The organism is Kribbella qitaiheensis, assembly GCF_014217565.1.
In the GTDB taxonomy this organism is placed as follows: domain Bacteria; phylum Actinomycetota; class Actinomycetes; order Propionibacteriales; family Kribbellaceae; genus Kribbella; species Kribbella qitaiheensis_A.
The window spans coordinates 1,388,564-1,409,847 of sequence record NZ_CP043661.1 but is presented as its reverse complement, the minus strand read 5'-3'; the positions used below and the strand labels follow the sequence as shown (position 1 = coordinate 1,409,847).

Below are 21,284 nucleotides of genomic sequence, written 5' to 3'. Positions count from 1 at the left end.
CCTGACGCCTGACCTGGTACCGCGCCCATGCAGCACCTCCGTCGCCGGCTGGTAGAGGCCCCACGCGGCTCCTCCGTAGGGCGCTGGTTGGTGCTGCCCACCATGGTTCGCCGCCACCTGGTTCCCGGGGTGCGGGTGGACCCTGGGATCGGGTCCGCTGACGCGATGTTCGGCCGATAGCGCGCTATAAGTCCGGCAGCGGACGAAAAACCCGGCAGCCGACGACCCGAACCCGCCCTCGTCGAGCAGGCTGAGCGGCGTTCGACCGGTAGCACCTGACACAACGCGAGACCGGGTGCCTTGTGCCCCAGATGAGCACGGGGAATTCCCGCTGGTGCGGTCAGGACGAGACGATAGCCCGGCCGATCGGATGAACCGATCGGCCGGATCGTCCGTGTGGGTGGTGTCGAACAGTCGATCACCATCCAGCCAAGGAGATCCACCATGAAGCGCTACGCCCTCATCGCCGGAACGGCCGTACTCGGTCTGTCCGCGCTGACCGCCTGCGGTGGCGGCAACGACACCCCGGCCGCACCGCAGAACAGCACCAGCCAGTCGGGCAGCGGGCAGTCCGCCGGCGCGAAGCTCGCCACTGCTGACGTCGCGAGCTTCGGGAAAGTAGTTGTCGACGGCACCGGTCGCACCCTCTACGTGTTCGACAAGGACGCCGCCGGCCCGTCGAAGTCCAACTGCGACGGGAAGTGCGCCGCGATGTGGCCGCCGGTGATGGCCGGGGACGCTGCACCGCAACTGGACGGGGTGGACGCCTCTCTGGTCGGCACAGTGGCCAGGACCGACGGCAGTAAGCAGGTCACGCTGGCCGGTCTGCCGCTGTACCAGTTCGCCAAGGACACCAAGGTCGGCGACGCCAAGGGCCAGGCCTTCGGCGAGGTCTGGTGGGTTGTCGGCGCGGACGGCAAGAAGGTCACCACGCAGGCCTCCGACAGCGGCAACTCGGGCTACTGAGTCACCGATGGATCCGGCCGGTTGCGTTCTGCAGGGTCCCGCTCGGGGCCCTGCAGTGTGCAGTGTTGACACATCGCCTATCGTACGAACCACCGTGACGATCGAGGCCGGGAGGACTGCGGTGGGTGACGTGGACCGCCGTCTGGACTCGGCAGAGGTGTTGATCCGGTCGTTGTACGCCGAACACGGGCGCAGCGTGCTGGCCTACGCGACCAGGTTGACCGGTGATCGGGCGGCCGCCGAGGACGTCGTACAGGAGACTCTGGTCCGGGCATGGAAGCATGCCGACGACCTCACCAGCGGCAAGGGCTCGGTTCGCGGCTGGCTGCTGACTGTGGCTCGCAACATCGTCACCGACCGGGCCAGGGCGCGAGCAGTCCGGCCTGCCGAGGTGGCAGAGGTGGCGGACCGCCCGCCGGTCGAGGGTGACCACTCCGAGGCGGTCGTGAACACCATGGTGGTGCTGGACGCGCTGGACCAGGTGTCGCCCGAGCACCGCGAAGTACTGGTCGAGCTGTACTACCGCGGCCGGTCCGTGACCGAGGCGGCCAAGGAACTGGGTGTTCCGCCCGGTACCGTGAAATCGAGATCGTATTACGCCCTCCGTGCGCTGCGCACCGTGATGGGCCCGCAAGGGGAGGTGGCCAGATGAGCGAGCACGATCACTCACAGCTGGGCGCCTATGCCCTGGGCGCGCTGGAGCCGGACGGGGTCCGCGAGGTCGACGAGCACCTGGCCGGCTGCGCCGAGTGCCGGGCCGAGCTGGTCGAGCTGGAGGAGATGAAGGAGTTCCTCGGCGAGGTCCCGCCGGAGGCGTTCCTGGACGGTCCGCCGACCGATGGCGATCTGCTGCTGCAGCGGACCCTGCGCCAGGTGCGCTCCGAGTCTGCTCCAAGTCCGGTGGTCGCTGCTACACCCGGTGCTCCCAAGAAGCCCGCACGGTGGCTGGCGGTGGCCGCGGCCCGTAGTCGTGATCGCCGGTGCTGTCGGTGGCGGCGTACTGATCGGGCGGCAGACGGTCGACACCCCGGTGGCGGTCGATACCACCCCCGAGGGGTCCAAGCAGGTGATGGTGACCGACGCGAGCACCGGTACGACGATGGCAGCCACTGTCGAACCACGGGCGGGCTGGAGCTGGATCACCGTCAACATCGCGGGTCTCAAGGCCGGAGCCCAGTGCCAGATGTTGGTCACCGACAAGTCCGGCAAGACGTATGTCGCTGGTAGCTGGGTGATCTCCGAGAAGGCAGCGCGGGAGGGCAGCCGCTTCGGCGGCGGTGTGCTGGTGCCGATCGGCCAGGTCCGGTCGGTCGAGATCAAGACCGCGCAGGGCCAGCACGTGGTGACTGCTTCCGTCTGAAGGCCGCCGCCAATCTCGGTTGCGGGGGGCGAGAGGATGGAGTGGTGGCGACTACTACTTCGGAAGACCTCAAGGCCCGGCGTAAAGCTGCAGGGGCTGCCTGTAACCGCTGGCTGTCCCGCCAGAAGGTGCCTGCTCCCGACTTGTTGCGGGCCCTCGCCGACGCCGCGACCGAGGACGAGCAGGACGCGTACGGCAGTGGTGGCGAGGTCGAACTGCTGGAGAAGGAGGTGGCCGAGCTACTGGGCAAGCCGGCGGCCGTTTTCGTGCCGACCGGGATCCTGGCCCAGCAGAGCGCGCTCCGGGTCTACGCGGACCGTGCCGGCACCCAGCGGGTCGCGCTGCACGGTCTGTCGCACTTCCTGCAGCACGAGCTGAACGCGCTGGAGGAAGTGCATCACCTACGCATCGAGCGGCTGACCTCAGAACCGCGGCAACCACGTCCGGACGAGCTCGCCGCGATCCCCGGTCACCTGGCTGCTGTGGCGCTGGAGCTACCGCTGCGCGATGCCGGGTTCGTGCTGCCGACCTGGGACGAGCTCGTGTTGTTCTCGGAGGCTTGTGCGGAGCGCGGCGTACCGCTGCACCTGGACGGCGCCCGGTTGTGGGAGAGCACGCCGTACCTCGGACACAGCCTCGCCGAAGTGGCTGCGCTCGCTACTACCGTCTACGTCTCGTTCTACAAAGGCCTCGGTGGGCTGAGCGGTGCAGCTCTTGCCGGACCGGAGGACATCGTCGCCGAAGTACGTCGTTGGCAGCGGCGGCTGGGCGGCACGCCGTACACACTCTTCCCGTACGCCGTGTCGGCGCGCGCCGGACTCCGCGACGTACTGCCGTTGATGGGAGACCTTCACCAGCGGGCGATCGAGCTGGCCGACGCACTGCGGACCGCCGGCTTCCGCGTCTTCCCGGAGCCGCCGCACAGCAACTCCTTCCGGGTGTACGCGCCGCGACCGGCCGAGCAGATCGAGCTGGCCGCCGTACGCCGGATGGAGGCGACCCGCGAGTCGATCAGCTACATCTGGCAGCCGGCCGACGTACCGGGCTGGTCGTGGGTCGAGCTGGTGGTGACACCGGACACGTTGCGGTGGGACGTCGACGAGGTTGGTAAGGCGTTCGGCGAACTTCTGGAAGAATGAACGCGTCACTAGCACTGACGTGAGGTTCTGTGTGGGGCAACAATCGGGGAGAGAAGTCAAGCTGTGTTGACGTTCGTGGTCACCATGATCATTCTGCTGGTCCTGTCAGGACTCGTCCTGCTCGCGGTCGCCCGGGGCGAGGGCAAGAATTTCGGTTAGCTGAAAAGTCCTTCTAGCTAAGGGCGTTGACGACTGCCTTGACGATCGGGGCGGCGACGGTGAAGGTCGGCACGACCAGGAGCAGCACCGCCGCGGTGTAGGTGGCGGCGGACTGCAGTGGATAGCGGGGCTCGGGGTCGCTCAGTCTTTGGACGCGGAGGACCGTCGACGACTTGGCTGCAGCCATTGCTGCTTCGGGTGCGGGGGAGCCGGCGAGGGCGACCAGGGCGCGGGCTAGCGGTAGTGGTCCGTTGCGCCGTCGTGCCTCGTCGTCGGCCAGCAGTTCGACCAGCGTGCGAGTCTGCTCCAGCGCGACGTCACTGCGGACCCATCTCGGGAACGCGGTGTGGAGCGCTGTGAATGCTTCGAGCACCAGGTCGTGCCGAGCTCGCAGGTGAGCCTGCTCGTGGGCCAGCACGGCTCGCAGTTCGCCGTCGTCCAACCGGTCGAGGGCACCGACCGACACCACCACCCGCGCCCCGCGCAGTGCGGGCAGACAGTAGGCCAGCGGCGTCTGCTCAGCAAGCACGCGCAGTCCGGGGATCAGCCCGTCCGGTGTAGCCAGGACGTCGACCAAGTCGCGGTGTCGCCTCCGGCGGGCCCTGGTCCCGACAGCAACCCTTCCCACGGCCCACAGCAGCCTGACACCGACCAGAGCGGTCAGGGCGAGTACTGCGGCCGCAGCAAGGTCCCGCGACGACGACGGATCGAACCGGGGTTCGCCGGGCTGCCCCGCGGTCGAGTACGACAATGCGATCCCGGCACCGAAGGCAGCCAGTACTGCGGCCAGCGCGACCGATTGCCACAGAGCCACCGCAGCTCGGGGGATCCGGTACGGCCAGCTAGAGCGAGCCAGTAGCGCCGGTGCCGGTCCGGCCAGCACCAGAGCGAGCGCGGCGAGCAGGATCGGGGTGATCACCCGTCCCGAGCCTCCAGTCGCGCCAGCGCGTCGCGGAGCAGTGCCGCTTCCTCGTCGCTGACCTGGCCGACGAAGCGGACCAGTGCCTCCCGCCGATCGCCCGCCCGGTCGAGTGCGTCCCGCATCAGATCGGCCGCCAGCTCCTCGCGCGGCGCTGCGGCCTTGTAGCGCCAGGCCTTACCGTCACGCTCGCGCTCGGTCAGCTTCTTCTTGGCCAGCCTGTCGAGCACCGTCATCACGGTCGTGTAGGCGAGTTCTCTGGTCTCTGCGAGTCGCTCATGCACCTCGCGGACGGTCAGGGCCCCCGTCGGCCGACCACAGCTGCTCCATCACCGTCCGCTCGAGATCGCCGAGCGGACGGGGGCCCTTCGGCGTGCTGGGGACGATCTCTTCGGCGGTCACGTGACGAGTATAACTACACGACGTAGTAGATCGGCGGTAGCATCTACTACGTAACGTCGTAGATCGCACGGAAGGTTCTGATGGACACCTTGGATCTGGCCCGCTGGCAGTTCGCGATCACCACCGTTTACCACTTCTTCTTCGTCCCGGTGACGATCTCGCTGGTCGCGATCACGGCCGGCCTGCAGACCGCCTGGTACCGGACCGGCAAGGACAAGTACCTGCGGCTGACGAAGTTCTACGGCAAGTTGTTCCTGATCAACATCGCGATGGGCGTCGTCACCGGCCTGGTCCAGGAGTTCCAGTTCGGGATGAACTGGAGCGACTACTCGCGCTTCGTCGGCGACGTCTTCGGCGCCCCGCTGGCGCTGGAGGGGCTGCTCGCGTTCTTCCTCGAGTCCACCTTCATCGGGTTGTGGATCTTCGGCTGGGACCGGCTGCCGAAGCGGATCCACCTGGCCTGCATCTGGATGGTGGTGCTCGGCACGCAGCTCTCGGCGTACTTCATCCTGGCCGCGAACTCGTGGATGCAGAACCCGGTCGGCTTCCGCTACAACGCCGACCGCGGCCGCGCCGAGCTGACCGACATCTGGGCGGTGCTGACCAACAAGGTCGTCCTGGTCACCTACCCGCACACGATCTTCGCGGCGTTCATGGTCGGCGGAGCGTTCGTCGCCGGGGTCGCGATCTGGCACCTGGTCCGCCGGCCCGGCGTGGACACGGGAGCATTCCGTACTGCGCTCCGCCTGGGCGCCGTGATCGTGATCGCGGCCGGCGCCGGCGTCGCCCTGAGCGGCGACCAGCAGGGCAAGGTGATGACCGAGGTGCAGCCGATGAAGATGGCGGCGGCCGAGGCGCTCTACGAATCCGAGAAGCCGGCCTCGTTCTCGATCTTCACCGTCGGCACGCTGGACGGATCGCGCGAGATCTACTCGGTCAAGGTGCCGTACCTGCTCTCCTTCCTGGCCACCGGGCACTTCGAGGGTGAGGTGCAGGGCATCAACCCACTGCAGCACGCGTACGAACAGCTCTACGGACCCGGCTCGTACAAGCCGAACATCCCGCTCACGTACTGGACCTTCCGGCTGATGATCGGCGTCGGGATGGCCTCGGCCGGGCTCGCCGTGTTGTTGCTCTGGGCAACCAGGCGGGGACGGGCGCCGAACCGGCTGCTGGTCTGGCTGGCGCTGCCGCTCCCGTTGCTGCCGCTGTTCGCCAACGTCTTCGGCTGGGTCTTCACCGAGACCGGGAGGCAACCGTGGCTGGTGTTCGGCCTGCTGCCGACCTCGGCCGGGGTCTCGCCCGGGACCACGTCCAGCGAAGTCCTCACCTCGCTGATCGGCTTCACGGTTCTGTACGGCGTACTCGCGGTGGTCGAGTCGAAGCTGATGTTCCGCACGATCCGGGGCGGTCTGGCCGGTACTTCGCCCGAGCCTGAACCGGACGGGCCGGACAACGCCGACAAGCCGCTGTCGTTCGCGTACTGAGGAGAGGATCGGGATGGAACTGACGACGGTGTGGTTCGTGATCATCGCGGGCCTGTGGATCGGGTACTTCGTGTTGGAGGGCTTCGACTTCGGGGTGGGCATCCTGCTTCGGGTGCTCGGCCGGGACGAGCCGGAACGGCGGGCGGTGATCACCACGATCGGGCCGGTCTGGGACGGGAACGAGGTCTGGCTGATCGTCGCGGGTGCGATGACGTTCGCGGCGTTCCCGGAGTGGTACGCGACTCTGTTCAGCGGGTTCTACCTGCCGCTGTTCGTGATCCTGGTGGCGCTGATCCTGCGCGGGGTGGCGCTGGAGTACCGCGGTAAGCGGGACGACCTGGTCTGGCGTTCGCGGATGGACTGGCTGATCACCATCGGGTCGATGCTGCCGGCTGTGTTGTGGGGGCTCATCTTCGCGAACCTGGTCCGCGGCGTACCGCTGGACACTTCGCACGAGTTCGTGGGGAGCCTCGGGTCCCTGTTCAGTCCGTTCGCGCTGCTGGGTGCTGCGACGGTCACGGTGCTGTTCGTGGCGCACGGCGCGATCTTCCTGGCCTTGAAGACGACCGGGGAGTTGCGGAGACGGGCGAACCGGCTTGCTTCGCTGTGTGGGTTGGCTGCGGCTGTGTTGGCTGTGGGCTTCCTCGGCTGGGCGCAGGGGATCAGGGGAGATGCCGTCTCGGTAGTAGTCGCTGGTCTGGCGGCTGTGGCACTGCTGGCCGGGCTAGTGGCGAACAAGCGAGGCCGGGAGGGCTGGGCCTTTGTCGGGACGGCAGTGGCGGTGGTGTTCGCTGTGGCGTCGCTGTTCCTGGCTCTGTTCCCGATGGTGATGCCGTCTAGCCTTGACTCGGCTTGGAGCCTTACGACGACCAACGCGGCGTCGACGGCGTACACGCTGAAGTTGCTGACGGTCATCGCCGCAATCTTCACGCCGCTGGTGATGCTGTACCAGGGCTGGACCTACTGGGTCTTCCGCCAGCGGATCACGGTGGAGGTGGCCCCGTGAAGCCTTTGGATCCGCGACTGCTGCGCCGGGCCAAGGCGGCCCGGACGTTCCTGGCCGGATCCGTGCTGATCGGCGTCGCCACCGGCCTGCTGATCGTCGTACAGGCCGTGCTGTTGGCGCACGGGATTGCAGGCGTCGTACTGCGAGGCGAGTTGGCCGCCGCGGTTGTCTGGTCGCTCGCGGCGGTGATCGTCGCGCGAGCCCTGTTGCTGTGGTTGCAGGAGGTTGTCGCGCAGCGGACTGCAGCTGCGGTGAAGTCGACGCTGCGCAGGCAGGTGCTGGACCACTCGCTGAAGCTCGGGCCCGCCTGGCTGAGTGGGGAGCGCAGCAGCGCGCTCACCACGTTGCTGACCAAGGGCCTGGACGATCTGGACCCGTACTTCGCGCGGTACCTGCCGCAGTTGGTGCTGGCGTCGACAGTGCCGGCCGGGGTGATCGGCTGGATGGCGACCGGTGATCTGCTGGCGGCGGGGACGGTGCTGGTGACGCTGCCGCTGATCCCGATCTTCATGGCGCTGATCGGCTGGGTTACCCAGGCGCACAGCAGGCGCAGGCAGCACGCGCTTGCTGTGCTCGCTCACCACTTCGCTGATGTCGTCTCCGGGCTGCCGACGCTCAAGCTGTTCGGCCGGGCCAAGTCTCAGGCTGTCGCGGTCGAGCGGGTGACCGATCGGCATCGGGTGGCTTCGATGGGGAGTCTGCGGCTGGCCTTCTTGTCGTCGCTTGTCCTGGAACTGCTGGCCAGCATCTCGGTGGCGCTGGTCGCGGTCGGCGTCGGGCTGCGGCTGGTCGACGGGAAGCTCGGGCTGGAGACCGCGCTGCTGGTGTTGATCCTGGCGCCCGAGGCGTACTTGCCGCTGCGGCAGGTCGGTGCTCAGTTCCACGCGAGCGCGGACGGGGTTGCGGCTAGCGAAGAAGTGTTCCGGGTGCTGGAGACACCGTTGCCGGTGCTGGGCGACCGGACCGACGTACCGGATCTGCGGGTGACGCCGCTGCACCTGCATGACGTGACTGTGGCGTACGCCGGTCGGTCGACGCCGGCGCTGGAAGGGTTCGACCTGGAGCTGTGGCCGGGGGAGGTGGTCGCGTTGACAGGGCCTAGTGGGGCGGGCAAGTCGACGGTGTTGGCTGCGTTGCTCGGGTTCGTCGTTCCGGAGCGCGGGGTGATCGTTGCGGCCGGGACTGCAGCGGACGAGTTCGATCCGGTGCTCTGGCGGCAGCAGTTCGCATGGGTGCCACAGCGCCCAGGTCTGCTGGTGGGGAGCATCGCGGACAACGTGCGGCTTGGTCGGCCGGCGGCTTCCGATTTGCAGGTGCGGCAGGCATTGGATACCGCAGGTGCTGCCGAGTTGGAGCTGGAGACCGCGGTAGGCGAGCAGGGGAAGCTGCTGTCGGGTGGTCAGCGGCGTCGGGTGGCGCTTGCTCGGGCACTGATCACCGACGCGCCAGTGCTGTTGCTGGACGAGCCGACGGCTGGGCTGGATGCGGATGCAGAAGCAGCAGTTGTTGCAAGTCTGCGGGCGACCGGTAGGACGGCGCTGCTGGTGGCACACCGCCCAGCGCTGATAGCCGCAGCAGATCGTGTGGTCGAGGTTGGCGCCCGAGAACTGGTGACGGCATGAGCATCCTGCTCGGCGAGGGAGAGATCGTAAGCAAGGCCGTGGCTGCAGGGCAGGGTGGCGGCGGGCTGGGTGTGCTTGCTCTGCCAGATCGGCGGGTTGCTGGGCGGTTGGTGCTTGCTGTGGTTGCCGGTGTGTTGGCGTCGGGGTCCGCGGTGGCGTTGCTGGCTACTTCTGCCTGGTTGATCACGACCGCCGCCGCGCAGCCGCCGGTGCTGACGTTGATGGTCGCGATCGTGGCTGTTCGGGCGTTCGGCGTGGGGCGCGGGGTGTTCCGGTACGTCGAGCGGCTTGCGGCGCACGACGCGGCGTACAGGGTGTTGGGGGAGGTGCGGTCGCGGGTTGCTGGGCGGCTGGAGGAGTTGGCGCCGTCGGGGTTGTTGCTGCGCAGCGGTGATCTGTTGGCGCGGTTGGTGCTGGACGTCGACGCAGTGCTGGACCTCTGGTTGCGGGTAGCGCTGCCGGTGTTGGTTGCTTCAGTGACGGCTGCTGCGACGGTTGCCCTACTGGTCATCCTGCTTCCGGTCGCTGGTGGCGTGGTCGCGCTCGCTGTTGTGACGGCTTGCACGGTGGTGCCGTGGGTGACTGGGGCTTCGGCAGCAATAGCCGAGCGGACGATCGCTGGAGCTAGGGGAGACGTCGCCGCAGGTGCTACCGAGGCACTGCTGACTGCGGCCGATGTAGTCGCCTTCAACGCGGTCGACAACGTGCTGGCCGGGTTTGCCGCAGCCGATGCGCGGCTGGCTCAAGCAGAACGTCGGTCTGCGTGGAGTGCCGGCCTGGGGAACGCGCTGCTCGTGCTGTGTGTCGGCGGCGCGAGTGTGGCTGGGTTGGTGCTCGGCAGCGAATCAGACGTGTCGGGGCCTGTGCTGGCAGTCCTGGTCCTGACTCCGCTCGCCCTCGCGGACGTGCTCGGTGGCATCCCGGTTGCGGCCCAGTTGGGGATCCGGGTCCGGGCTTCGCTGGCCCGGCTGCAGGAGATCCTGGCCGCTCCGATTCCAGTGACCGAACCCGTCGTGGCTGAGCCGTTGCCGATCGGTCGGCACCTGCGGATCCGCGGTCTGCGAGCTGGGTACGGCGACGGGCCGGACGTGCTGCGCAAGGTAGACCTGGACTTACCCGCAGGAAGCCGCGTAGTGGTGACTGGTTCTAGCGGTTCGGGGAAGAGCACGCTGGCCGCAGTACTGCTCCGTTTCCTGGATCCGCGTGGCGGAGAGGTGCTGCTCGATGGAGTGGACCTGCTGCGGTTGCAAGGCGACCAGGTGCGATCGGTGATCGGGTTGCTGACTCAGGAGAGCCATGTGTTCGACACGAGCATCCGGGAGAACCTGCTGCTGGCCAGGCCCGGTTCGAGTGACCTGAGGCTGTGGAAGGCGCTGTACCGCGCTCGGCTCGGCGAATTCGTCGACAGCCTGCCGGACGGGCTGGACACGATGGTGGGGGAGCACGGCGCTCGCCTGTCGGGTGGGGAGCGACAGCGGCTCGCCTTCGCGCGACTGCTGCTCGCGGACCACGACGTACTGGTGCTGGACGAGCCCACGGAGCATCTGGACGAGGAGACCGGTAGAGCTCTGTTGGCAGACCTGTACGCCGCGGCGGGTGACCGGACCGTCCTGCTGCTCACTCACCACCCCGCTCAGGCTCCGTCCGCGACCCGCACTCTCGTACTCCCTTAGCGTCCGAGATCCGTGCTGCGATCTCGGACGCCAAGGGAGATCCCGGTTCAGCAGGAGACGGTGATCGAATACGGCCGGTTGACCACGCCGTTGTCCCCCAGCAGGACGACCTGCACAGCGGGTCCTCCTGCGGTGATCGCGGGAGTGGATCAGGGGGTCTGTAAAGATGGGGGCGTGTTGAACACTCAGCTTGTCACTCTGCTCACGGACCAGGCACTGATCGCCATCATCGCGGTGGTCGCCGTCCTGCTGGTCGGCGGTACCGCCGGCCTGGTCGTCTCCTCCCGCCGCCGCAAGGCCGAGCTGCCCGCCGCCAAGCCGGCGCCCGAGCTGACCGAGCCCAAGGTCGGCGACGACGCGGAGGAGCCGCGGGACACGCCGACCTGGACACTCGAGGACGCCGAGCTGCCCGAGTCGGGAGCGACTGCGACGCTCGACAAGCCTGAGTCGGCACAGGGCCGGCTGGTCCGGCTGCGGGCCCGGCTGGCCCGGTCGCAGGGCTCCCTGGGCAAGGGGCTGCTCGCGCTGCTGTCGCGGGACACGCTGGACGAGGAAGCGTGGGAGGACATCGAGACCACGCTGATCACGGCCGACGTGGGTGTCGCGCCGACCCAGGAGCTGGTCGAGAAGCTGCGCACCCGGGTCCGCGTCGAGGGCGTCTCCGGCGACAAGGCCCGGACCATCCTGCGTGAGGAGCTGGTCGCCCTGGTGAACCCGGGGCTGGACCGCACACTGAAGCTGGAAGGCAAGGAAGGCCAGCCGGCTGTCGTGCTGGTGGTCGGTGTGAACGGCACCGGCAAGACCACCACGGTCGGCAAGCTGGCCCGCGTCCTGGTCGCTGAGAACAAGCACGTGGTGCTCGGCGCGGCTGACACGTTCCGGGCCGCTGCCGCCGATCAGCTGCAGACCTGGGGCGAGCGTGTCGGCGTACGGACCGTGCGTGGGCCCGAGGGCGGCGACCCGGCGAGCATCGCGTTCGACGCGGTCAAGCAGGGGATCGAGGAGTCGGCCGACGTCGTACTGGTCGACACGGCCGGCCGGCTGCACACCAAGACCGGTCTGATGGACGAGCTCGGCAAGGTGAAGCGGGTGATCGAGAAGGCCGCCGAGGTGGACGAGGTGCTGCTCGTCATCGACGCCACCACCGGGCAGAACGGGCTGACCCAGGCCCGCGTGTTCGCCGAGGTGATCAACGTGACCGGCCTGGTGCTGACCAAGCTGGACGGTACGGCGAAGGGTGGCATCGTGATCGCAGTCCAGCGCGAGCTCGGCGTACCGGTGAAGCTGGTCGGCCTCGGTGAAGGCGCCGACGACCTCGCCCCGTTCGACGCGGAGGAGTTCGTCGACGCCCTGCTCGACTGATCAGCTCAGGGGCCGGGTCAGTGGTGTTGTGCGAAGGCTGCGGTGATCTCGTCCGGACCCTCATTCGTTGCCAAGAGCAACCGTAGGAGGATTCGCGATTTGTACGGGTCGAGGAAGCCCGCGTCGATCAGGCCGCGCTGCAACAGGTCGGACTCGGAGCCGACCGAGCTGTAGGTGTTCCGTAGTACGGAGCCGCCGCCGGTGCGCGACGTGAGGACGACGGGGATGCGCTGGGCGAGCTCGGCGAGTACGGGAGCGAGCGCAGCGGGCACGTGGCCGACGCCGTAGCCGGCCACGACCAGGCCCTGGTACTTATCGGCGAGTCCTTCGAGCAGCAGGCCGTCGTCGTCCAGCGTGACGGTGTAGAGCGCCACCTTGTTCGCATCAAGGTCTTCTGGCGTAGCCCGACCATGTACGCCGTCCTGCCGGGCGGGGCGGGTCAGGATCCGCACCTGGTCCTCCACCAGGTGGCCGATCGGCCCGGTGTTGGGGGACGCGAAGGTCGCAGTACTGGTGCTGTGGGTCTTCCGTACCCAGCGGGCGGCGTGGATCTGGTCGTTGAAGACCACCAGCGCGCCCAGGTCGCGAGCTGCGGGGGAGCAGGCGACCCGTGCGGCGGCCAGGAGGTTCGCCGGGCCGTCGGGGCCCGCCAGCGTGGGGTTCCGCATCGCACCGGTGAGCACGAAGGGATTGGAGTGCGGCCAGACCTGGTCCACCAAGAAGGTGGTCTCCTCGAGAGTGTCCGAGCCTTGCAGGACGACGATGCCGGTCGCGCCGTTGCTGATCGCCTTGGAGGCGGCGTCGACCACGTCGAGCATCCCGGCCAGCGTCAGGTTCGCGCTGGGCACTGCCTCGATGTCCTGCACCTCGACCGGACAGCCCAGCTCGGCCAGGCCCGGTACTGCGGCGGCCAGTTCGGCTCCAGTCAGCCGGGTGACCCCCGCCGTACTGCGGCCGGCCATGCCGATCGTGCCGCCAAGGGTGAACAGTGCGACGCTCACAGGGCAAGTCCTCTCGTTCGTGACAAGCCCGGGAAGATTACTCCCTACTTGGATCGCGCTCGCACGTGCAGTCGTTCGCCCTGTGGGCCGTAGAGACACAGCATCTCGGCAGAGCCCGGACCGGGGTTGCTGAACCAGTGCGGGATCCGGGTGTCGAACTCAGCGACCTCGCCTTCGGCCAGCAGGAGGTCCTTGTCGCCCAGCAGCAATCGGATCCGGCCGGAGAGCACGTACATCCAGTCGTAGCCCTCGTGCGTCCTCGGGTCGGGTTCGCGGCCCGGCCAGCCGGCAGGGACGATCTGCTTGTACGCCTGCAGTCCACCGGGTCGCCGGGTCAGGGGGATCATCACGGCACCGTCCTCCCGCTTGATCGGCCGGGCGTGGATCCGCGGGTCGCCTGTCGGTGGAGCGTCGACCAGTTCGTCCAGCTGGACCTGGTGCGCGTGGGCCAGCGGCAGTAGTAGCTCCAGCGTCGGCCGTCGCTGGCCGGCCTCCAGGCGCGACAGGGTGCTGACGGAGATCCCCGTGCTCGCCGCGAGCTCCGCCAGCGTCGTACCGCGCTCCTGCCGGAGCCTCCGCAACCTCGGGCCGACGCCGTCCAGCACGTTCTCGAACGATTCCATGTTGCCATCTTGGCAAACTTTCTTGTCGTTTTGGCGATTCCGATCGACTCTCGGATCAAAGCTTTCGAGAAGGAGTCACGATGAACGAGTACGACGTAGTGGTCATCGGTGGTGGAGCGGCAGGGCTCTCAGGCGCGCTCGCTCTGGCCCGGTCCCGCCGCTCGGTGCTGGTGATCGACGAGGGCACGCCCCGTAACGCACCGGCCGAGCACGTCCACAACTTCCTGACCCGGGACGGGGTGCCGCCGGCCGAGCTCTACGCGCTAGGCCGTGCCGAGGTGGCCGGCTACGGCGCAGAGGTACGCACCGGCACCGTCACGGCGGTCTCGCCGCGAGACGATGGGTTCGAGGTCGAGTCTGCCGACGGGACCGTGGTTCGCGCCCGGCGGTTGCTGGTGACCACCGGGCTGGCTGATGAGCTTCCCGACGTACAGGGACTTGCTGAGCGGTTTGGTCGGGACGTGCTTCACTGCCCGTACTGCCACGGTTGGGAGGTGCGCGACCAGGCGATCGGCGTACTGGCTACCGGCGGGATGGCGATTCACCAGACGATGATGTTCCGGCAGCTGAGCGACAACGTCACGCTGTTCCTCAACGACGGGCAGGAGCCGACAGAGCAGGAATGGGAGGAGCTGGCCGCGCGCGGCATCTCCGTAGTACAGGGCAAGGTCGTGGAAGTAGAGGTAACGGACGACAAGCTGTCCGGCGTACGGCTGGAGAGCGGCAAGGTCATTCCCTGTCAGGCGCTGGTAGTGCAGCCGCACGCCATTGCTCGCGCTGCGTTCCTGGAAGAGCTGGGCCTCGTACCGGCCGAAGTAGGGGCCGAGGGAGTCTCGATGGGCACCGTCATCCCGTCCGAGCCCGGCGGCAAGACCACGGTTCCCGGCGTGTGGGTTGCTGGCAACGTCGCCGACCCACGAGCCCAGGTGATCACCTCCGCGGCGGCCGGTCTGGCCGCCGGGGCAGTCATCAATTTCGATCTGATCGAAGAAGAGATCCGGCTGGCAGTGGCCGCGCGGAGTAGTTGAGGAGTTGAATAGGGGCGGGAGGGTGGATGCGCGACATTGTCGACCCAGAATTCGCCTCGTACGTCGATGCGCGGCAGGGGAAATGGCTTCGGGCGGCTTACCTGGTGTATGCCGACCTGGATCGGGCCGAGGAGCAGCTGCGACACGCCTTCACGCGGTTGGCGCTGCGCTGGGGGAGAGTCGACGACCCCGATGTCTTCGTGCAGCGGATCCTGTACGACGCGGCGCTGTCCCGCTGGTCGCGGGCCAAGCCGCCAGTGCTGGAGGAGGATGACGACAGCCCGGTCCGGTCGGCGCTGGCAACGCTCAGCCCGGTCCAGCGTGCTGTGTTCGTCCTGCTGTACCTCGAAGAGCTCACTGAGTTCGAGGTGGCCGACGTGCTCAACCTGTCGCACACCACCGTGCACGGGCATGGGCTGGCCGCGCTGAGTCAGTTCCGGACCGCGCTTGGTGCCGGTGACGACCGCGATACCCGGCGGAGGGATTGGCGATGAGGCGGGAAGACGTCAACCCGCTTCTGGTCCAGGCTGTCGACGGCATGTTCGAGCCGGACCTTGCCGACGCCGCCTGGACCGCCGCGGTCGGGATCCGCCGCCGACGCAGGCGCAGTAGGGTCATCGCCCTGGTAGCGATCCTGGTGATCGGTGCGGTGATCGCACTGATCGCCACGCTCGGAGGGGGCAAGGCAGGGATCGCGCCGCCGACCACACCGCCGCCCGGGCCGCCAGGTGCCGTGCAGCCGGCCGGGCAGATTAGCGGGATGGACTTCTGGGTCGCTCCACCGAGCGGCAGCGAGCGGTACCTCGACCACCTCGACACCCCGATGGGGGAGGCGCTGAAGCTGCCGGACTCGCCGGCGAACCTCGGCGACTCGCCGGTCAAGCAGATCGCGGCAGTGGTGCTCGCGAGCCACAGTGGGTCCTACGATCCGCTCCTGCTCGGCAATGACGGGAAGTGGTCGCGTGCCGACGTACGACTGAGCGCGATCGGTACCGGCGCCCCCCTCAGCTCTGGCGCTGTGTCGCCGAACGGTGCCCTGGTTGCCTTCCCGCAGCCCGGGCAAGTGCTGGTGCTGAGTGCCTTGAATGCGAAGGTTCGGCAGATCGACGTGCCGACACAGGACCTACGCAGTGTCAGTTGGCTGCCCGATGGCAACCGGCTGCTCGTCAGCGGCCCGGATGCTGCCTACCGCGTCGTGATCGGTAGCGGCGGCTACGGAGAGCGCGATGTCACCCCGGTAGAGCCCAGTAGCGACCCGGACGCGGCGACCGCGCCGTACCGGTTGGATGACGCCGCAGGGCGGGTGGCTCTGTCGCAATACTCCGTCGACGGCGGCTGGGCTCCCAGCGCTGCGGTGCAGCTGCCGGTGGCGTCCTGGGTCGGGCAGACCTTCGGCGGCGGACCTACGGCTGCTCGACTGTTCATCGCTGACGAGCTACCGCAGATAACCAAGGCGGACGCCCCACCGCAGGTCGTGGCGGCTATCTCCGGGCAGCGGTCCCTGCCGGACCGGCTGCTCGTGCTCGGCCCGTCTCCGCCGCCCACGGCGGGAACCCTCGCCCCGGATGTTGCCCGGGCGCCCGGCTGCTGCCTGGTCCTCGGCTGGTACGACGACAACACCGTCCTCATCCAGGTGCAGAGCTGGGTGATCGCCTGGGGCGTTCGGAGCGGCCACGTACGCCGGGTCACCGAGCTCGAGGTGAGTGGAGTCGCCCTCGGGCCCGGCGTCCGCGGCTGAACTACTCGGCGATGGCGCGCATCGTCACGCTGACCAGATGGTCGGCGTCCTCCACTGCCGGCATCGGTTCACCGGTGAGCGCCCGGACGACCAGTACGCCCGCGAGCCACTGCACCATCATCACCGGGTCGGCATTCGCCCGGATGGGTTCACCGCGCTGCCGGGCCCGCTCCAGAGCGGCCGCCGTCAACGCGACCCGGCGCCCCAGGAAGGACCGGTAGAGCACGGCGAACTGCTCGTCGCGGTTCATCTCGGTGATCGCCAGCCGGATCCATGCGATCCCTTCCTTGGTGTTCACGAACAGCAAGGCATTGCGATAGACGTGCTGCAGGTCGCCCTCGATCGAGCCGGTGTCCGCATCGGGGATCTCGATGTCGAACAGCTCGGTCAGGGCGTCGTTGGCCAGCTCCTCCTTGCTGGCCCAGCGGCGGTAGATCGTGGCTTTGCCCACGCCCGCCGCCTCGGCCACGTCGTCCACTGTCATCCCGTCGAACCCACGCTCCAGCAGCAGCTGTACGGCGTAGCGGCGGATCCTCGGCTCAGCCTCCGGATCGCGCGGCCTGCCGCGGCGCGGCCTTTCCCCGCTTGTGGTCCCCATTTCATAGTCCCCGGTTAGGACAGGCGCAGTGGCGCGGCTGCGGCCCTGTGTGATCAGGCCAGAGTGCCACAGGTCGGCCGATGTCACGCCGATGTCACCTAAGAAGGCGCTTTGTCACATCCCTGAAACATCCGGACCGATCTTCTGAAACGGCGCGCCGACACCGTTTGCGGTGTGGCCGTGCGCGGGCTTCCCGGCGTTGTGGAGTTCCCCCTGATGAGGACGCGGGCCACCCCCCAGATCGATGGAAGGGATGACGTTGATGGAGATCAACGCCGGCGATACCGCCTGGGTTTTGGTAAGTGCCGCTCTGGTGTTCTTGATGACACCGGGCCTGGCTTTCTTCTATGGCGGCATGGTGCGCGTGAAGAGCGTGCTCAACATGATGATGATGAGCGCCATCACCATCGCCGTGGTCACCATCTTGTGGGTGGTGGTCGGCTACACGCTGACGTTCGGCGGTGACAGCGGGCACGTGATCGGTGACTTCTCGGCGGCGGGCCTGAAGGGCCTGATCGCGCCGGAGGCGGTCACGGGCACGATTCCGACCCTCGCCTACGTCGCCTTCCAGTTGATGTTCGCGATCATCACCCCGGCGCTCATCTCGGGCGCCATCGCCGACCGGGCCACCTTCCGTGGCTGGATCGCGTTCGTGGCGGGCTGGACCTGCCTGGTGTACTTCCCGGTCGCGCACTCGGTGTGGTTCCTGGACGACGGCAACGGCGGCTGGATCGGCGACAAGCTGAAGGCGATCGACTTCGCCGGTGGTACCGCGGTGCACGTGAACGCCGGTGCGGCAGCGCTCGCACTGGCCCTCGTGCTCGGGCGCCGGGTGGGGTGGCGCAAGGATCCGATGCGGCCGCACAGCCTTCCGCTGGTCATCCTCGGTGCCGGCCCTGCTGTGGTTCGGCTGGTTCGGCTTCAACGCGGGCTCCGCGCTGAGCGCCGGCACCACCGCCGCGGTCACCTTCGTGAACACCCAGGTCGCCACCGCGGCCGCGGTGGTCGGCTGGCTGGTCGTGGAGCGGATCCGGCACGGCAAGGCCACCACGCTGGGAATGGCCTCCGGTGCGGTAGCCGGTCTGGTCGCGATCACCCCCTCGTGTGGTGCGGTCACGCCGGTCGGCGCGATCATCCTCGGCGTACTGGCCGGTGCGATCTGCGCCTTCGCGGTCTCGCTGAAGTACAAGCTCGGCTTCGACGACTCCCTCGACGTGGTCGGTGTGCACCTGGTCGGCGGTCTGTTCGGCTCGCTGGCGATCGGTTTCCTCGGTTCGGCGGCCGCTCCGTCGGCGGTGGACGGTCTGTTCTACGGTGGCGGTGCGGGACAGCTCGGGCGGCAGGCACTGGCGAACCTGGTGGTCGGGGTCTACTCGTTCGTGGTCGCCTTCGGGCTCGGCAAGCTGATCGACAAGACGATCGGCTTCCGGCTCACCGAGGACGACGAGGTCACCGGTGTCGACCAGGTCGAGCACGCCGAGACGGCGTACGACTTCCTGGGCGCTTCCGGTCTGCGGGGACACAACCCGCTGGCCCGTACGACGGCCCCCGTGACCGTCGAGGACGCTCCCGCTGACGCAGACTCCAAGGAAGGCGCGAACGCATGAAGCTGATCACCGCGGTGGTCAAGCCGCACAAGCTGGAAGACGTCCGGGCCGCGCTCGAGACGTTCGGGGTGACCGGGATGACGGTCACCGAGGCGAGCGGCTACGGCCGGCAGAAGGGCCACACCGAGGTCTACCGGGGCGCGGAGTACGAGGTGGACCTGGTCCCGAAGGTCCGGCTCGAGGTGGTCGTCGAGGACAGTGACGGCGCCGATGTGGTGGACGTGATCGTCAAGGCCGCGCAGACCGGCAAGATCGGCGACGGCAAGGTCTGGGTCACCCCGGTCGAGACGATCGTCCGGGTCCGTACCGGTGAAGTCGACGGAGACGCCCTCTAGATGGTGAACAGAGCAGAACAGCGGCGCGTTCGGGCGCAAGAGGCGGACGCGCTGCTGTACCTGCTCCTCTCCAAGGCCTGTGACGCCCTCGGTCTGCCGACCGAGGGCGTTGCCCTGGTAGCCGTCGGCGGCTACGGCCGGGAGGAGCTTTCGCCGTACAGCGATCTCGACGTGATGCTGCTGCACACCGAGGGATACCCACGGATCGGCGAACTGGCCGCTCAGATCTGGTACCCGCTGTGGGACTCGCGGACCAAGCTGGACCACAGCGTCCGGACCATCGCGGAGGCCCAGAGCGCCGCTGCTGACGACGTACGGGTCGCACTGGGGTTGCTGGATGCGCGGCACGTCGCGGGCGACTCGCACCTCACACTGCAACTGCGGTCGGTGCTGATGGCCGACTGGCGCCGTACTGCGAAGACGCGGCTGCCCGCGCTCGCTGCTGCCTGCCGCGACCGTGCCAACACCGTTGGTGAGATGGCTCATCTGGCCGAGCCGGACCTGAAGGAGGCGTACGGCGGGTTGCGTGACGCCGTCGTACTGCGGGCATTGGTGGCGTCGTGGTTGGTCGACGTACCGCATCCGGTGGTGGAACGGGCCCGGCTGGACCTGCTGAACATCAGGGATGAGCTGCACACCGTTGCGGGTCGGGCCACCGACAGGTTGATCGCGGACGTCGCCGGTGAGGTCGCTGCCGGGCTGGGGATGGCAGACCGCGATGAGCTGCTGCGTCACGTCTACTCCACCGGACGGACCCTTGCGCACGTGTGCGACGTGTCCTGGCGACGGGTTGAGAGCCTGGCCACGCGGCCGCCTCGGTCACGGCGTCGGGGGCGGACTGGTGGTCCGTTGCTGTTGGCCCTTGACGAAGGGGTCGGGCAGCACGAGGGCGAAGTCGTACTGATGCCTGACGCTCGGCCTGAGCGTGATCCTGCGCTTGGACTGCGGGCAGCGGCCGTTGCTGCCGATCGCGAGCTCGTGCTGTCGCCTGCGGTGTGCGGCCGGTTGGCCACTGCGGCGGCTGAAGTGCCTACACCTTGGCCTGGAGAGGCGCGGCGGTTGCTGTGTGCCTTGCTCGGTGCTGGCCCAGGGCTGCTCGAGGTGTGGGAAGCGATGGACCAGGCTGGGTATGTGTCGCGCTTGCTACCCGAGTGGGACAGCGTCCGGTTCCGGCCGCCGCAGTCGGCCGTGCATCGCTACACGGTCGACCGGCATCTGCTGGAGACCTGTGTCGAGGCTTCGAAGATGGTGCGCGACGTACGCCGTCCGGACCTGCTCCTCGTTGCTGCGTTGCTGCACGACCTGGGCAAAGCCGTCGAAGGCGATCACAGCGTGACCGGTGCGGTCATCGCTTCGGACGTAGCGCAGCGACTGGGGTTCTCCGCTGCGGACGTCGCTACGATCACGCTGCTGGTCAGGCAGCACCTAGTGCTTGCGCAGGTGGCCACTCGGCGAGACCTGGACGATCCGATGACGGTAGAGCTGGTCTCGGGGATCGTCGGTGACACGGAGACGCTGGATCTGCTGGAGGCGCTGACGTACGCCGATGCTCGGGCTGCTGGGCCTGCCGCTTCGTCGCCCTGGCGGATGCGGTTGGTGGGGGAGCTGTCCCGTCGGGTGCGAGGTGAGCTGTCCGGAGGAGGTGCCGGGCTGTGGACCGAGGCTCCGACCATCCCTGTTCCCGATTTGCACCAGGTGGTCGGTATCGGGCGGGTCGGCGTGACCGTGTCGAACCACGTCGGCGATCTGCGGGTCAGCGTGGCTGTGCCCGATCAGGTGGGGACGCTGTCCACGGTTGCTGGCGTACTGGCGGTCGAGCGGCTCGCAGTACGGTCTGCTGTGATCACGTCTGTCGACGGGCTGGGGATCTCTCAGTGGTCGGTTGCTGGGTCAGTGCCTGATCCGGTGCGGTTGCGGGACCGGCTTGCTGTGGCGCTGCGCGACGACGCCGATCTCGTACGCCGGTTGGCGGCGCGGGACTCTGGCAGGCAGGGCGTGGCGAGCAGGGTGGATTTGTTGCCAGGGGCATCGGAGACAGCGACCGTCCTGCAGGTGCGTGCCCATGACCGGCCCGGGCTGCTCTACGACGTGACTGCGGCGATCGCCTCGACCGGCGCGGACATCCGCTCGGCGCACGTGAGCACCCTCGGTGCCGAGTGCGTCGACGTCTTCTACCTGACGGACCGCACCGGCGCGCCGCTGGAGGAAGAAGACGCGGAGACGACAGCCAAGTCAGTACTGGATCGCCTGTCCTAGTCT

At 68.1% G+C, this 21,284-nt stretch carries 20 protein-coding genes and 2 pseudogenes; 16 read left to right on the top strand and 6 right to left on the bottom strand.

From position 1 onward, the window contains the following. Positions 1-444 precede the first annotated feature (444 nt). The 5 genes and pseudogenes from F1D05_RS06355 (at position 445) to F1D05_RS06335 (ending at position 3,465) form a co-directional block, all read left to right on the top strand. Positions 445-966 (top strand): hypothetical protein, encoded by a 522-nt coding sequence (locus F1D05_RS06355; protein WP_185446426.1) that lies wholly within the window; start codon positions 445-447, stop codon positions 964-966. A 121-nt stretch (positions 967-1,087) separates the two neighbouring features. Beyond that, positions 1,088-1,618, top strand: a complete 531-nt coding sequence (locus F1D05_RS06350) for a sigma-70 family RNA polymerase sigma factor (protein ID WP_185446425.1) — start codon at positions 1,088-1,090, stop codon at positions 1,616-1,618. Further along, positions 1,615-1,683 (top strand): annotated as a pseudogene (locus F1D05_RS42845) (anti-sigma factor); the annotation flags it as partial. The gene F1D05_RS06350 and the pseudogene F1D05_RS42845, both read left to right, overlap by 4 nt. A gap of 313 nt (positions 1,684-1,996) precedes the next feature. After that, complete coding sequence (locus F1D05_RS39830; protein WP_246486467.1) at positions 1,997-2,326, top strand: hypothetical protein; 330 nt, start codon at positions 1,997-1,999, stop codon at positions 2,324-2,326. Between the two features lie 44 nt (positions 2,327-2,370). Beyond that, positions 2,371-3,465, top strand: a complete 1,095-nt coding sequence (locus F1D05_RS06335; RefSeq protein ID WP_246486466.1) for a threonine aldolase family protein — start codon at positions 2,371-2,373, stop codon at positions 3,463-3,465. 172 nt (positions 3,466-3,637) lie between these two features. Here the strand turns inward: F1D05_RS06335 and F1D05_RS06330 are convergent, their stop codons facing one another. Genes F1D05_RS06330 through F1D05_RS41835 form a run of 3 tightly spaced genes read right to left on the bottom strand, consistent with a single transcriptional unit; the run spans position 3,638 to position 4,945 of the window. Then, entirely contained in the window at positions 3,638-4,543 is a 906-nt protein-coding gene (locus F1D05_RS06330) for a M56 family metallopeptidase (protein WP_185446421.1), read from the bottom strand. After that, positions 4,540-4,827 carry a BlaI/MecI/CopY family transcriptional regulator gene (locus tag F1D05_RS06325; RefSeq protein WP_281388917.1) on the bottom strand — a complete coding sequence of 96 codons (288 nt, stop codon included), beginning with the start codon at positions 4,825-4,827 and terminating at the stop codon, positions 4,540-4,542. Before F1D05_RS06325 ends, F1D05_RS06330 begins: the two co-directional genes overlap by 4 nt. After that, the gene (locus F1D05_RS41835; RefSeq protein ID WP_281388916.1) at positions 4,820-4,945 is read right to left on the bottom strand and encodes a hypothetical protein; all 126 of its coding nucleotides are present in this window, start codon (positions 4,943-4,945) and stop codon (positions 4,820-4,822) included. The genes F1D05_RS06325 and F1D05_RS41835 overlap by 8 nt, the downstream gene beginning before the upstream one ends. 80 nt (positions 4,946-5,025) lie before the next feature. On the opposite strand from F1D05_RS41835, the gene F1D05_RS06320 reads away from it, so the two are divergent. The 5 genes from F1D05_RS06320 to ftsY all read left to right on the top strand — a co-directional run bounded on the left by F1D05_RS06320 (position 5,026) and on the right by ftsY (position 12,095). Next, positions 5,026-6,432: a cytochrome ubiquinol oxidase subunit I gene (locus tag F1D05_RS06320; protein WP_185446420.1), complete on the top strand. Its 1,407-nt coding sequence runs from the start codon at positions 5,026-5,028 to the stop codon at positions 6,430-6,432. A 13-nt stretch (positions 6,433-6,445) separates the two neighbouring features. After that, positions 6,446-7,438, top strand: a complete 993-nt coding sequence (cydB, locus tag F1D05_RS06315) for a cytochrome d ubiquinol oxidase subunit II (protein WP_185446419.1) — start codon at positions 6,446-6,448, stop codon at positions 7,436-7,438. After that, positions 7,435-9,060, top strand: a complete 1,626-nt coding sequence (gene cydD, locus F1D05_RS06310; protein ID WP_185446418.1) for a thiol reductant ABC exporter subunit CydD — start codon at positions 7,435-7,437, stop codon at positions 9,058-9,060. Before cydB ends, cydD begins: the two co-directional genes overlap by 4 nt. Continuing rightward, positions 9,057-10,733: a thiol reductant ABC exporter subunit CydC gene (gene cydC / locus F1D05_RS06305; RefSeq protein ID WP_246486465.1), complete on the top strand. Its 1,677-nt coding sequence runs from the start codon at positions 9,057-9,059 to the stop codon at positions 10,731-10,733. Before cydD ends, cydC begins: the two co-directional genes overlap by 4 nt. Before the next feature lie 174 nt (positions 10,734-10,907). Beyond that, entirely contained in the window at positions 10,908-12,095 is a 1,188-nt protein-coding gene (ftsY, locus tag F1D05_RS06300; protein ID WP_185446417.1) for a signal recognition particle-docking protein FtsY, read from the top strand. Between the two features lie 17 nt (positions 12,096-12,112). Here the strand turns inward: ftsY and F1D05_RS06295 are convergent, their stop codons facing one another. Together F1D05_RS06295 and F1D05_RS06290 are read right to left on the bottom strand one after the other, a co-directional pair. Continuing rightward, entirely contained in the window at positions 12,113-13,096 is a 984-nt protein-coding gene (locus tag F1D05_RS06295; RefSeq protein WP_185446416.1) for an asparaginase, read from the bottom strand. A 44-nt stretch (positions 13,097-13,140) separates the two neighbouring features. Next, the gene (locus F1D05_RS06290) at positions 13,141-13,719 is read right to left on the bottom strand and encodes a helix-turn-helix domain-containing protein (RefSeq protein ID WP_185446415.1); all 579 of its coding nucleotides are present in this window, start codon (positions 13,717-13,719) and stop codon (positions 13,141-13,143) included. Positions 13,720-13,799: 80 nt separating this feature from the next. Between F1D05_RS06290 and F1D05_RS06285 the strand changes: the two genes are divergently transcribed. Genes F1D05_RS06285 through F1D05_RS06275 form a run of 3 tightly spaced genes read left to right on the top strand, consistent with a single transcriptional unit; the run spans position 13,800 to position 16,485 of the window. Continuing rightward, positions 13,800-14,747 carry an NAD(P)/FAD-dependent oxidoreductase gene (locus tag F1D05_RS06285; RefSeq protein WP_185446414.1) on the top strand — a complete coding sequence of 316 codons (948 nt, stop codon included), beginning with the start codon at positions 13,800-13,802 and terminating at the stop codon, positions 14,745-14,747. A gap of 26 nt (positions 14,748-14,773) precedes the next feature. Next, positions 14,774-15,241: an RNA polymerase sigma factor gene (locus tag F1D05_RS06280; RefSeq protein WP_185446413.1), complete on the top strand. Its 468-nt coding sequence runs from the start codon at positions 14,774-14,776 to the stop codon at positions 15,239-15,241. Then, positions 15,238-16,485 (top strand): hypothetical protein, encoded by a 1,248-nt coding sequence (locus F1D05_RS06275; protein WP_185446412.1) that lies wholly within the window; start codon positions 15,238-15,240, stop codon positions 16,483-16,485. The genes F1D05_RS06280 and F1D05_RS06275 overlap by 4 nt, the downstream gene beginning before the upstream one ends. A gap of 1 nt (position 16,486) precedes the next feature. Here the strand turns inward: F1D05_RS06275 and F1D05_RS06270 are convergent, their stop codons facing one another. Continuing rightward, complete coding sequence (locus F1D05_RS06270; RefSeq protein WP_185446411.1) at positions 16,487-17,083, bottom strand: TetR/AcrR family transcriptional regulator; 597 nt, start codon at positions 17,081-17,083, stop codon at positions 16,487-16,489. Positions 17,084-17,336: 253 nt separating this feature from the next. On the opposite strand from F1D05_RS06270, the pseudogene F1D05_RS42840 reads away from it, so the two are divergent. The 3 genes and pseudogenes from F1D05_RS42840 to F1D05_RS06255 all read left to right on the top strand — a co-directional run bounded on the left by F1D05_RS42840 (position 17,337) and on the right by F1D05_RS06255 (position 21,281). Beyond that, positions 17,337-18,690: pseudogene (locus F1D05_RS42840) on the top strand (ammonium transporter). Further along, positions 18,687-19,025, top strand: a complete 339-nt coding sequence (locus tag F1D05_RS06260) for a P-II family nitrogen regulator (RefSeq protein WP_185446410.1) — start codon at positions 18,687-18,689, stop codon at positions 19,023-19,025. The pseudogene F1D05_RS42840 and the gene F1D05_RS06260 overlap by 4 nt, the downstream one beginning before the upstream one ends. Continuing rightward, the gene (locus F1D05_RS06255) at positions 19,026-21,281 is read left to right on the top strand and encodes a [protein-PII] uridylyltransferase (RefSeq protein ID WP_185446409.1); all 2,256 of its coding nucleotides are present in this window, start codon (positions 19,026-19,028) and stop codon (positions 21,279-21,281) included. Positions 21,282-21,284: the final 3 nt, after the last annotated feature.

Excerpts from the sequence above, each read along its gene's own strand:
- F1D05_RS06355 (WP_185446426.1), top strand. The coding sequence starts at position 445 with ATGAAGCGCTACGCCCTCATCGCCGGAACGGCCGTACTCGGTCTGTCC.
- F1D05_RS06320 (WP_185446420.1), top strand. The coding sequence starts at position 5,026 with ATGGACACCTTGGATCTGGCCCGCTGGCAGTTCGCGATCACCACCGTT.
- cydB (WP_185446419.1), top strand. The coding sequence starts at position 6,446 with ATGGAACTGACGACGGTGTGGTTCGTGATCATCGCGGGCCTGTGGATC.
- cydC (WP_246486465.1), top strand. The coding sequence starts at position 9,057 with ATGAGCATCCTGCTCGGCGAGGGAGAGATCGTAAGCAAGGCCGTGGCT.
- F1D05_RS06290 (WP_185446415.1), bottom strand. The coding sequence starts at position 13,719 with ATGGAATCGTTCGAGAACGTGCTGGACGGCGTCGGCCCGAGGTTGCGG.
- F1D05_RS06285 (WP_185446414.1), top strand. The coding sequence starts at position 13,800 with ATGAACGAGTACGACGTAGTGGTCATCGGTGGTGGAGCGGCAGGGCTC.
- F1D05_RS06280 (WP_185446413.1), top strand. The coding sequence starts at position 14,774 with ATGCGCGACATTGTCGACCCAGAATTCGCCTCGTACGTCGATGCGCGG.
- F1D05_RS06275 (WP_185446412.1), top strand. The coding sequence starts at position 15,238 with ATGAGGCGGGAAGACGTCAACCCGCTTCTGGTCCAGGCTGTCGACGGC.
- F1D05_RS06270 (WP_185446411.1), bottom strand. The coding sequence starts at position 17,083 with ATGGGGACCACAAGCGGGGAAAGGCCGCGCCGCGGCAGGCCGCGCGAT.
- F1D05_RS06260 (WP_185446410.1), top strand. The coding sequence starts at position 18,687 with ATGAAGCTGATCACCGCGGTGGTCAAGCCGCACAAGCTGGAAGACGTC.
- F1D05_RS06255 (WP_185446409.1), top strand. The coding sequence starts at position 19,026 with ATGGTGAACAGAGCAGAACAGCGGCGCGTTCGGGCGCAAGAGGCGGAC.